Origin of the sequence: Clostridium sulfidigenes (assembly GCF_000732635.1) — a bacterium.
Lineage (GTDB): Bacteria > Bacillota > Clostridia > Clostridiales > Clostridiaceae > Clostridium_J > Clostridium_J sulfidigenes.
The window spans coordinates 125,418-136,977 of the sequence record NZ_JPMD01000017.1 but is presented as its reverse complement, the minus strand read 5'-3'; the positions used below and the strand labels follow the sequence as shown (position 1 = coordinate 136,977).

General features: G+C 28.3%; 11 protein-coding genes. 10 read left to right on the top strand and 1 reads right to left on the bottom strand.

What is annotated here, in order from left to right; all coding sequences use genetic code 11:
- Positions 1-40: 40 nt before the first annotated feature.
- On the bottom strand, positions 41-841 hold the full coding sequence (locus tag IO99_RS08030) for a nitrilase-related carbon-nitrogen hydrolase (protein ID WP_035132197.1): 801 nt from the start codon (positions 839-841) through the stop codon (positions 41-43).
- 287 nt (positions 842-1,128) lie between these two features.
- Here IO99_RS08030 and IO99_RS08025 point away from each other — a divergent pair, with 287 nt between their 5' ends.
- From IO99_RS08025 to IO99_RS07980, 10 genes are all read left to right on the top strand, one after another.
- Positions 1,129-1,956: a YihY/virulence factor BrkB family protein gene (locus IO99_RS08025; protein WP_051824002.1), complete on the top strand. Its 828-nt coding sequence runs from the start codon at positions 1,129-1,131 to the stop codon at positions 1,954-1,956.
- Positions 1,957-2,088: 132 nt separating this feature from the next.
- On the top strand, positions 2,089-2,964 hold the full coding sequence (gene galU / locus IO99_RS08020; protein ID WP_035132195.1) for a UTP--glucose-1-phosphate uridylyltransferase GalU: 876 nt from the start codon (positions 2,089-2,091) through the stop codon (positions 2,962-2,964).
- Positions 2,965-3,197: 233 nt separating this feature from the next.
- The gene (locus IO99_RS18370) at positions 3,198-5,237 is read left to right on the top strand and encodes a PAS domain-containing sensor histidine kinase (RefSeq protein WP_051824001.1); all 2,040 of its coding nucleotides are present in this window, start codon (positions 3,198-3,200) and stop codon (positions 5,235-5,237) included.
- Positions 5,238-5,388: 151 nt separating this feature from the next.
- Positions 5,389-5,730, top strand: coding sequence for a single-stranded DNA-binding protein (locus IO99_RS08010; protein WP_035132193.1), 342 nt, complete (start codon positions 5,389-5,391; stop codon positions 5,728-5,730).
- Between the two features lie 318 nt (positions 5,731-6,048).
- Positions 6,049-6,999 carry an AAA family ATPase gene (locus IO99_RS08005; protein ID WP_051824000.1) on the top strand — a complete coding sequence of 317 codons (951 nt, stop codon included), beginning with the start codon at positions 6,049-6,051 and terminating at the stop codon, positions 6,997-6,999.
- A gap of 9 nt (positions 7,000-7,008) precedes the next feature.
- Positions 7,009-8,136, top strand: coding sequence for a DUF58 domain-containing protein (locus tag IO99_RS08000; RefSeq protein WP_035132191.1), 1,128 nt, complete (start codon positions 7,009-7,011; stop codon positions 8,134-8,136).
- Positions 8,136-9,398 (top strand): hypothetical protein, encoded by a 1,263-nt coding sequence (locus IO99_RS07995; protein ID WP_035132189.1) that lies wholly within the window; start codon positions 8,136-8,138, stop codon positions 9,396-9,398. The genes IO99_RS08000 and IO99_RS07995 overlap by 1 nt, the downstream gene beginning before the upstream one ends.
- Before the next feature lie 274 nt (positions 9,399-9,672).
- On the top strand, positions 9,673-10,020 hold the full coding sequence (locus tag IO99_RS07990; RefSeq protein WP_035132187.1) for a DUF6514 family protein: 348 nt from the start codon (positions 9,673-9,675) through the stop codon (positions 10,018-10,020).
- A 203-nt stretch (positions 10,021-10,223) separates the two neighbouring features.
- Complete coding sequence (gene acpS, locus IO99_RS07985; protein ID WP_035132185.1) at positions 10,224-10,598, top strand: holo-ACP synthase; 375 nt, start codon at positions 10,224-10,226, stop codon at positions 10,596-10,598.
- A 1-nt stretch (position 10,599) separates the two neighbouring features.
- Positions 10,600-11,502 (top strand): NAD(P)H-hydrate dehydratase, encoded by a 903-nt coding sequence (locus IO99_RS07980; RefSeq protein ID WP_051823999.1) that lies wholly within the window; start codon positions 10,600-10,602, stop codon positions 11,500-11,502.
- The last annotated feature ends 58 nt before the right edge of the window (positions 11,503-11,560 follow it).

Genomic DNA, 11,560 nt, shown 5'->3' with positions numbered 1-11,560 from the left:
ATATTTATTATATAGTATTTAAATAAAAATATCAACAATATTATATTTTGTCTATTGTTTGTAATTTATGATAAAGGGATTCTCGTCTGTCCTCCTTTACTTTAAAGGAATTTCTGACTCTACTGACTAAAGATCTATCTATGTCTGCTATGAGAATATCCTCCACACATTCCTCTGTGCTACCTATAATTTTACCTAAAGGGTCTATAATTAAAGAATTTCCACTATAGTTTATATTATTACCAATACCAATTCTATTAACTCCAGCAATATAGCATTGATTTTCCATAGCTCTACTTCTAAGCAAGGTTATCCAGTGTTCTTTTCTACTTTCAGGCCAATTAGCAGCTACAGTAATTAAGTCACATTTTTTTGAAGCTATTTGAAAGATTTCAGGGAATCTTAAGTCATAGCATATAAAAGGTGAAAGGGTTATTTCATCAATTTGTGCAAAGCATATTTCCTCGCCACCAATGTAGTATTTACTTTCTTCACCATAGGAGAAAGGATGTATTTTAGAGTAGTTACATAGAATATTTCCATTAGAAGATATTATTGTATAATTATTTTTTCCTTTTATATCATTAGTAATACCCTGAATATAACCAATTCCTGCATTAATGCAATAACCTTTGCATAAACTAGCAATGTAGGAAACCGTAGAAAAATCAAATTCTTTTAATTTTTCTATGTTCATTGTAAAGCCAGTAAAGGATAGTTCAGGAAATAGAAGTAAGTCTATTTTTAGCTCTTTAGCTTTTTTAAAAAATTCTTTGCTTGCTGATAAGTTAAATTGCTTATTTTCCCATAAAATATTATTCTGTACCAGTCCAATTTTCACAATATCACCCCTTATATTACTAATTATAATATATTTTAAAGTTATTATTCATAATAATCCTAAGAAATTTATTATTTTATAAGAAAGTTAATACTAATTTATATGAAGGGTGATTTGTTTAATTATGTTAAAGAAAGTGGTATAATTAAGGGAAACTTAGCTCCAATAATAGGTGAATTTTTAATTGAGTTTATAAATTCTTCATACTGTCTATATACTGCCTGGATAAGAGATCAATATTATAATATATAGACAATAGAATAATGTAAAAGGTAGGGGTATTGCCTATGAAAATAACTGAAAACACAGTGAAAATGGCATTGAGATATAAGAACCATCATATATCTTCATTAGCTTCACAGTTAGCTTTTGATATGCTGTTTTCATTTTTCCCATTTTTGATTTTATTACTAACTCTAGTTGGATTTATAAACGTAGATCCCATAGAAGTGATTGGAAGTTTACAAAATATAATGCCCGAGGAATTATATAATTTAGTATCTACTTTAGCCCTTCAATTGTTACAAACTAGAAATGGAAATTTATTATCTTTTTCATTAATGTTCTCCCTTTATACAGCATCTAGAGCTTTTAGAGCCATAAGATACGGGTTAAACAGAGCATATAATGAAGAGGAAGATAAAAATAAGATAAAGTTAATAATACTCTCCGTTTTATTTATGATAGTGATATCTTTTATGATAATATTTGTACTAGGTTTTTTAGTCTTTGGAGAGATGATAAGTTTAGAATTAGTTCAATGGTTAGACCTTGATATTAAGTTATTTTATTTTATACGATATTTAAGGTACCCAATTGGTTTTGCAGGTATGATAGTTATATTTACAGCCATATATAAGCTTATACCTTCAAGACGAATAAAATGTAGAGAGGCCTTGCCAGGGGCTATATTCACAAGTATTGCTTGGATAATTTTATCAATGGGGTTTGCATTTTATGTAAACAACTATGGGAAATATACTGATATTTACGGAAGCATAGGAGTGGTTATTGTTTTGATGGTTTGGTTACAAATAACATCTACTACAATTTTATTAGGGGGAGAACTGAATGCACTATTAATGTATGATAAAGAAAATAACTTGAAAATATAAGAAACTCATGTTTAATATTAACACTTATGAGAATGTTTAGTTTAATTATTTGTAATACTGTGTTAAGATAATGAAGAAGAATGACAATGATGTAGAATATTGTATAAGGTCAATGGTAATGGAGGGTATGAGATGAAGGTTAGAAAGGCTATAATTCCAGCAGCAGGTTTAGGAACTAGATTCTTGCCAGCTACAAAAGCGGTGCCTAAAGAGATGATTCCTATTGTAGATAGACCTACTATAGAGTATATAGTAGAAGAGGCTGTGGCTTCAGGTATAGAAGAAATACTTATAATAACAGGTAGAAATAAAAAAGCTATAGAAGATCATTTTGATAGAGCGGTAGAGCTAGAAATGAATCTTGAGAAAGATGGGAAGAAGGAACTTTTAGAGTTAGTCCATAAGTCAACTAACATGGCTAATATCCATTATATTAGGCAAAAGAATCCAAAGGGGTTAGGCCATGCCATAAGTTGTGCTAAAGCTTTTGTTGGAGACGAACCCTTTGCAGTTATGCTAGGAGATGACATAGTAGATAGTGAAGTTCCTTGTTTAAAGCAATTAATGGATGCTTATGATAAGCATGGTACTTCAATTTTAGGAGTTCAAGAAGTAGCCAAAGAAAATGTAAATAAATATGGAATTGTAAAAGGCGATAAAATTAATGATAGAGAGTATGTAGTTAAGGATTTAGTGGAAAAGCCAAAGGTTGAAGAAGCGCCATCTAATGTGGCTATTTTAGGTAGATATATTATAACTCCTGAAATATTTGACATACTAGAAGATACTAAACCAGGAAAAGGAAATGAAATACAATTAACTGATGGTTTAAAAACTCTAATGGAAAAGGAAAGTATGCATGCTTATATTTTTGAAGGTAGAAGATACGATGTAGGTGATAAATTAGGATTTTTAGAAGCTACAGTGGAATTTGCTTTAAAAAGACAAGATTTACAAGATAACTTTAAAAAATTTTTGGAAGAAAAATTTAATTTAAAGCATATATAATTTAATAATAAAGCACAAAAACTGGTATATAATCCCAATGATATATATCAGTTTTTATTTTATATATCAAATTTTATTATTTTTACTCAGAAGAGGTACGTAGACTTATTCTCATTAACCTGTCAAGAAAAAAATGTAGAATAATAGTAGAAAAATGTAGTAAAAAAAGTATTAATTTTAGTGTAAAATGATTAAGTGGTACATTGAGTAACGTTAAAATTGGAGGATAAATAATGGAGTTTAAGAATAAGGAAGATTTGGAGTTTTACAACAACATTTCGGAACCTATTATAGTTATAGATAGTAATAATGAAATTAAATACTGCAATGAAGGAGCGTTAGAATTTTTAGGAGTTCAAAGTATAGATTCAATTCAAGAGTTGGATATAAACACAATGATAAAGTTCTCTACGTTGAAGAGTGGTGTCTTTGATGTAAAGGATTTTATAAAAAATGATAGAAGTGAGAGAATTCGTGCAAGTATAGATACAAGAATATATAAAGAAATAGAAATAGAATTAGTTTTTAGAAGTATAAAAGTTGGTAATAGTGAAGGCACCTTAATGTTGTTGAAAAATATAGTAAGTAATAATCTCCATTTTAAATCAGAAGATATCAATAAAGACAATAGCAAATTAGAGGAGCATGAAGAATTTAAATATATTGTAGTAGATAAAGACGAGGATGAAGCCTTCATCTCAACAAAAGAAATAGACTTAAATATAAATTTTTATAAAGCTATTTTTGCTAATAGTACCACTGGAATTGTAATAGAAAAGGAAAATAGAATTAGTTATATAAATAAAGTTGCTATGGATATAATTGGAGACCCTAAAAGTGATACCTTTTTAGGTAAAAGTATTTTTGAAATAATTAAGTTAGATTCTATACAATATAATGATGAATTTTTGAAAAAACAGTATTCTAAATATAATTCTAGTTTGAACATAGTAGAAAGAAAGTTTATTAGAGAAGATGGGAGCATTGTTTATTGTGAAGTTACACCCATGTGTTTTGTGAATGATAATGATATATATTCTATATTTTTAATTAGGGATATAACAAGAAGAATAAAAGTAGAGGAAGCAGTAATAAGCAATAGGGATAATTATGTTGAGCTTCTTAAACTCTTACCCTTTGGTATGGTTATATATTCTGATGGTAAGCTTGAAATAGGTAATGAGGCTTTAGTTAATATTTTAGGACTTAACGGTATAGATGAATTAAAAAATTTATCCTATATAGATATAGTAGATGATGAATATAAAGATGTAGTTAAAGAAATGTATTTTGATGCTCAATTTAGAGGGAAATCTACAGAATTTAAGGAAGTTAAAGTGAGAAGGGAATATGGAGCACTAATAGATGCTGAAATTGCAAGTTTCGGAATAAATTTTAGTTATGGAAGATCTGTAGTGTTTTTAATTCAAGAAGTTACAGAACGCAAAAAGGCTCAATTAAATAAAGTTAAATTGGAACAAGCTATAAAATATGATAAGTTAAAAACTGAATTTATATCTAATATGTCCCATGAGTTAAAAACACCATTGAATATAATATTAAGTACTGTACAAGTATTGCAATACAATTATAAAGATAAAAATGATGAGCAATTGGATAGATATCTAGATTTAATGAAAGTAAATAGCTATAGGTTATTAAGACTAATAAATAACTTAATAGATGTTACTAGAATTGATGTAGGTAACTTAAAAATGAATTTTGGCAATTATGATATAGTAGCTATAGTAGAGGATATAACTATGGCTGCAGTAGAGTATGTGGAAAGTAAAGGTATGACTTTAATATTCGATACTGATGTTGAAGAAAAAATTATAGGAATTGATAGAGAAAATATAGAAAGAATAATATTAAACCTATTATCAAATGCAGTTAAATTTTCTAAGGATGACGGAACTATTATGGTATCTATTCATGATTTAGGGGACAAGGTTCAAATTTCAGTGAAGGATAATGGAATTGGTATTCCAGAAGAACTTCAGGAAAAGATATTTGATAGATTTGTGCAAGGTGAGGATCTATTTACCAGATCTCACGAGGGGAGTGGAATAGGATTATCCCTAGTAAAATCTATAGTTGAAAATCATGGTGGAAAGACATATGTAAAAAGTATTGTTAATGGAGGAAGTGAATTTATTGTAGAACTTCCAAACATTCTTTCTAAAAATCAATTTTGTTCAACAAATCTATATCATGCTGATAAATATAATTTAGAAAGAATAAAAATTGAGTTTTCAGATATATATAGATAAGAATATTTAAAATGCTATTGGAATAGTTGTTCCAATAGCATTTTATTTTTCATACATTAAAAGAATGGTTAAGATATTTTTAATAATATGTTTAAAAAATATATTCATGGGTAAAATTACAAAAAATGATATGTTTTTTTGGAGGTATATGATGAATAGAATAGTTTTAGTTGGTAGATTGACACGAGACCCTGAAATTAAAGTTTTTGAAGATAGTAGTAAGGTTTTTACTAGATTGGTTTTGGCTGTAGATAGACCTTATAAAACTGCATCTGGAGAAAAACATGTAGATTTCATTCCAGTAGTATTAAGAGGAAAGAAAGCAGAAATTGTTAATGAATATCTAATTAAAGGAAGTGTTATTAGTGTAACTGGTAGACTTCAAAGTAGGCATTATGAAGGTGAAGATGGACAGAAAAAGTACATATCAGAAGTTATAGCAGATGAATTTCAGTTCATGAATACTAAGAAGCCTAAAGAAGAAATTGGTTAAATCTACATGACTTAAATTGTTATTTTAGTAAATCGCATATATGTGTATAACAATCTAAACAATATTTTTAATCAATAAAGCTTATTCTATTGTAATATAACAATAGAGTAGGCTTTTTTAAATTAATTAATAATAAGTAAAAAAAATATTTATTTATTAAAAAGGCATAGGTTAGTATATTAAAAATATTTGGATAATAGCCATATTAAGAGTATAATAAATTCATAAGGCAAAACTTTAATCTTATTTAAAATGGTAAATTTTACGTGTGGAATATAGATTAAAGTTAAGCAAAATATAAGGGTAGAGGGGTTTATTATGGAGCTTGAAAAATTTAAAGTATTTAGAGAGAAAGCAATGGAAAACATATCTAAAGTTATAATTGGTAAAGAGCATATAATTGATAAAATAATAGTGTCATTTATAACTTCTGGTCATGTATTATTAGAAGATGTTCCAGGACTTGGGAAAACTAAACTGTGTAAGACATTGTCAAAAACTATGAATTGTAGCTTTAAAAGAATTCAATTTACACCAGACTTATTACCTTCGGACTTAACAGGAATATATTTTTATAATCAACAATCAAAAGAGTTTGAATTTAGAGAAGGACCTCTTCTAAGTCAAATTGTTTTAGCTGACGAAATAAATAGAGCTACGCCAAGAACACAATCTGCTTTACTTGAGTGTATGGAAGAGAGACAGATAACAGTAGAAGGAAATACGATAAAGTTAAAGAGGCCATTCTTTGTTATAGCAACTCAAAATCCAGTAGAACAATTTGGTACATTCCCGTTACCAGAAGCTCAATTAGATAGATTTTTTATGAGACTATCTATGGGGTATCCAAGCTATGATGAAGAAATAAAAATGATGGATAGGTTTATAGGAAAGGATCCACTAGACTCCTTAGAGTCTGCTATAACTATAGAAGAAATAAACTATGTTCAAGAGAATTATAATAAAGTTCATGTTAGTGATGAAATAAGAAGATACATAGTAGATTTAGTCAATGCTACTAGAACTAACAGTGAAATAGAATTAGGATGTAGTCCTAGAGCTACATTAAATCTTATGAAAGGTTGTCAAGCATTAGCTGCTATTAGAGAAAGGGATTATGTGATTCTTGAAGATGTGAAAGAGCTTGCAGTACCTATAATGAGTCATAGAATTATCTTGAAAAGCGAAATAAATAGTGGCAGTGAGAAGAGTGAAAGAGTTATACAAAACATTCTCGCAACTATAGAAACTCCAATAGATAGGCAATAGAGGTGTATTATGATACTTCAAATATTTGTTCTTGCAGCAATTGTAATTATACTGGTAAATATAATGAGTTTTATTACTGAAAAAGGGTATGAAAACTTAAAGGTGTATAGGGAAATAAAACCAGATAGGGTAACTGTGGGCGAAGAATTTACAATAACTATGAAAGTAGAAAACAATAAAAGGATGCCTGTTCTATTCTTGGTGGTGGAAGAAAGAATACCTGTTGAATTAAGATTTGTTGGCGAAGTTTCTACTTACAAATATGGAAATGATAATTGGCACATATGCAAGTATGTAATGGGTAAATTTCAAAGGAAAAGTAGAACCTATACTTTAGTAGGAAAAAAAAGAGGAGCTTACATAATAAAGTGCATGAATATTTTTATAGGGGATATGTTGGGACTAAATATTAAAAGTAGAGAGCAGAATGATTATATTGAAGTTTTAATTTATCCTAAGGTAAAATCCATAGGAAACTTTAGATTTGATGTGACAAATTTTTTAGGAGACAATACAGTAAGGAGATGGATACATAAGGATCCTTTGTATATAAAAGGAGTAAGAGAGTATAACGTTGAAGATAGAATGAAGGATATTCATTGGAAAACTTCTTTAAAGGCAGATAAGCTTATGGTTAAGGACTATGATTATACTTCAGAACAACAGATGGTTATAATCCTTAATACACAATGTGGAGATCCTTGTTGTAATTATATAGATGAAGAGCTTATAGAAACATCTATAGATATTGCAGTTGCATTAGCTGCAAAGGCATCTAAGGAAAGTATCCCAACAGGTATTTGGAGCAATGCACATTTGATTTATTGTAATGAAAACTCTGTAAATGAAATTGAGCCCAAGGTAGGAAGTTTTAATAGGATATTAGAATTTTGTACTAGAATATATCTTGCTGTAAAATATGAACTTAATGAATACTTAAAGAGTAGAATGCCTTATTTTGATAAAAGTTGTACCTATGTATTAATTACTACTTATTTAAATGAAAAAGATATTAGGATTTTAAATATTCTAGTGGCAAATGGCTATAAAATAAAGATTATAGATGTTTCTAGAGAAAACAAAATTAAAAATATCAAAGGAATTGATAAAATTTCATATAAGGGGGAGATGAAGTAATGAGTTGGTCTGAACAAGTTAGGCTTTATTATGATATAACATTTAGCATGCTAACATCTATTGTTTGGATGATAGTAACAGCTCTTATATTTTCTAAGGATATGAAATTTTCTATTTTCATTTTAATGATGATATCTATATTAACTAGTAAATATTTACTAAGAAAAGGTAAGAAGGTAGAGATTTGTATTGGGGTTTCTTTAATCCCAATTATTGTTTACGAAATATTTAGTCAAGAAATAGTAATTGCCATTGTAGATATAATATTTGTAGCATTAATCAGTGCTGTTTTACTTAGAGAAACTAATGAAAATATAAATTATGATAGATATAAAAATATTTTTATAAATGGAATTTCTTATATTTTTATAGCATCAATCATCTGTAGTATGTTCAAGCCTATTTATGCAGAAATCATATTTAGAGGTATAGTTATATATCTGATTTTGATGGTTATAACTATGAGAGAGACTATGGGATATTGTTATAATATAAAAAGTTCAAAAGTGAATAAAATTATAAATATATCTCTAATTTCATTGGCATTATTAACTACACAGGAGTTTTTTTATAATATATTTGTGAAGATAGTTTCAATTTTGTATAGAGGAATTGAATTTATAACTGAATTTATAATAGATGTAATAGTGAAAATTATTGGAATTCCAATGACTTGGATTTTTAATGCTTTACAAAGATTATTTACTGAAAGACGAGGAGCTTTAGAAGATATATTTGGCAGAATAGATGCGGGTAGTAAAAACCCCAAAAATATAAAAGAATTAACGCCAGAAATGGTAACAGCAAGTCCCACATTTATATTTATAATGAAGGTTATAGTAACAATAATATTAATATTAATTGTAAGTAGCATTGTAAAAAGAATAATAAAGGGGACTAATTTAAATAGAGATGATGGTTATACTGAAATAATTGAAGAGATTGATCAAAAGGATCCAGGTTATAAAAAAGTTATAGATAAAATCAAAAAAATATTTAGAAAGAAGGGTACCCCTAGGGAAGAAGTTTTATATAAGTATAGTGAGTTTGTAGAAGTTGCAAATAAAAAAGAGATTTTTAAGACATACATGACTCCAAGACAACTTGGTAATATTGTTAAGATAAAAGTGGATAACTGCATGGAAGTTGATGAAGTTACCGATATGTATAATGAAGCAAAGTTTTCCACACATATTATAAACAAGTCTTATGAACAAAAAGTGGAAAAGTATGTGGATAACATCAATAAAAATATAAAATAGTGGCAACAAAAATTAATCTACAATAAAAGACAAGAAAACTCACATAATATTAACATTTTATCCACTGATATATTAACAATTACAAATAGTTTTGTATAACTGTAAAGAATAAGTAATTTTGTGAAATAAGGTGTAAATTTTGAGGGGGAATATATTATTGTTGCCTACAAGAATTTACACATTATTTTTTTATATAGTGATACAATTTCTTTAGGCAATAAAATATTGTAATTTTATTGCTATAAATGGTTTTACATTATTTGGGGGTGCTTTTATGATAATTGAGACATTGAAATCTAACATGGTATGTGAAGAGAATACTATAGAATACACTTATAATTTAATTGAATCAGAATTAGAGGTCCATATGAATGGTGAAAGAAGGGTTATAGATGTATATGGTGTAGAAATAGAAAGTGAAGTGAAAAATAAAGGCAAACATGTAAAGCAATACAAAGAACATGTAGAATGCATAACTCCTAATAAATATAAGGGAAGTGAACTGCTAGGATTATTAAAAAATAATGTGGTCTCACCAATACATCTTATAGATATTATAGAAGAATATATAGAGGCATATTATGCTGATTTTGACGAACTTGTACAAGCAATAGCAAATTAATTATAACTATTATTATTTATATGAGTAGTTTATAAAGTTAAACTTAATTAATGAGATAATTGAAAATATTATCATCATATATTTTCATATATATATAAGTTATAGTTGATATTAACCTATTTATTTATTAAAATTAAAGATGTAAAAATATGTTTATAATTTGATTATAAGTATATGAAATATTTAGGTTTGGAGGTGAGATAGTGATAGTAGGAGTTGGAGTAGATATAGTTGAAATAAGACGTATAAAAGATATAATGGAAAAAAATGAGAAGTTCTTAGAGAAAATATTTACAAATAACGAAATACAATACTTAAAAGCTAGGAATTTAAGGCCGGAATATGTAGCAGGCAGGTTTGCTGCAAAGGAAGCAGTTTCAAAAGCACTAGGAACAGGATTTAGAGGATTCAACTTCACAGATATAATAGTAGATAGTACTACTCTTGGTAAACCTACAGTCACATTAGAAGGGGAGGCAAAAAATATTGCTAACAAGAATGGGAATACAACTATTCATCTGAGTATTTCTCACGGATGCGATAGTGCTATTGCCTATGCTGTTTTGGAGGTCGTTTAATATGGTAAATCCTTTTGATAAATTAAAAAGTAATAGATTAGGGTTTATAGGATTTAAACATAGGGCCATACAAATGGATAAGGAAATGATACAAAATATATTAAAAGCTAGAGATGATGATACCTACAAAGGAGATTATGGACAAGCATTTATAATAGCTGGCTCTATGGGTTTTTCCGGTGCTGCATATCTTACCACTCAAAGTGCAGTAAGAAGTGGTGCTGGATTAGTGACCCTTTGCGTTCCTAAAGAAATACAGGAGATAATGAGCATAAAGTTAAATGAGGCTATGACAATCAATTTTGAACAAAGTGAAAAAATAGGCAATATTATGGTTAAGTCTAATTGTATTGCTATTGGACCAGGAATGGGAAACACTAAGTTAACTTTTAATATAGTGAAAAGTATGATTGAAAATGCAGAATGCCCTATTGTAATCGATGCGGATGGACTAAATGTACTACAGGGAAAACTTGAATTGCTTCATAGCAAAAATAATAGTATTATATTAACACCTCATTATGGAGAGATGGCAAGGTTAACTGGACTATCTGTTGATGAAATAAAAGAAAATAGGGTAGAAGTAGCAAGAAATTTTGCTTATGAGTATGATGTAATAGTTTTATTAAAGGACCATAGAACTGTAATAACTGACGGAACACAGGTTTTTGAGAATACTACAGGAAATAGTGCAATGGCATCAGGTGGAATGGGAGATACTTTGACAGGAATTATAACTTCGTTTATTGCTCAGGGATATGAAGCTCTAGAAGCTACATGCATCGCTACATTTATACATGGATATTGTGGTGATAGACTAGCAGAGAATATGTTCTGTGTCAATGCTACCCATATTATAGAAGAATTACCTTTTGGTATAAAAGAAATTTTGGATAGCAATTGATACATAGAAATAACTGTGGATTATAATAAAATAAATATGGTTATAGAGAGAAGAAAAC

What these genes read in the sequence shown, in the direction of transcription:
- IO99_RS08025 (WP_051824002.1), top strand. Translation starts at nt 1,129, where the DNA reads ATGAAAATAACTGAAAACACAGTGAAAATGGCATTGAGATATAAGAAC.
- galU (WP_035132195.1), top strand. Translation starts at nt 2,089, where the DNA reads ATGAAGGTTAGAAAGGCTATAATTCCAGCAGCAGGTTTAGGAACTAGA.
- IO99_RS18370 (WP_051824001.1), top strand. Translation starts at nt 3,198, where the DNA reads ATGGAGTTTAAGAATAAGGAAGATTTGGAGTTTTACAACAACATTTCG.
- IO99_RS08010 (WP_035132193.1), top strand. Translation starts at nt 5,389, where the DNA reads ATGAATAGAATAGTTTTAGTTGGTAGATTGACACGAGACCCTGAAATT.
- IO99_RS08005 (WP_051824000.1), top strand. Translation starts at nt 6,049, where the DNA reads ATGGAGCTTGAAAAATTTAAAGTATTTAGAGAGAAAGCAATGGAAAAC.
- IO99_RS08000 (WP_035132191.1), top strand. Translation starts at nt 7,009, where the DNA reads ATGATACTTCAAATATTTGTTCTTGCAGCAATTGTAATTATACTGGTA.
- IO99_RS07995 (WP_035132189.1), top strand. Translation starts at nt 8,136, where the DNA reads ATGAGTTGGTCTGAACAAGTTAGGCTTTATTATGATATAACATTTAGC.
- IO99_RS07990 (WP_035132187.1), top strand. Translation starts at nt 9,673, where the DNA reads ATGATAATTGAGACATTGAAATCTAACATGGTATGTGAAGAGAATACT.
- IO99_RS07980 (WP_051823999.1), top strand. Translation starts at nt 10,600, where the DNA reads ATGGTAAATCCTTTTGATAAATTAAAAAGTAATAGATTAGGGTTTATA.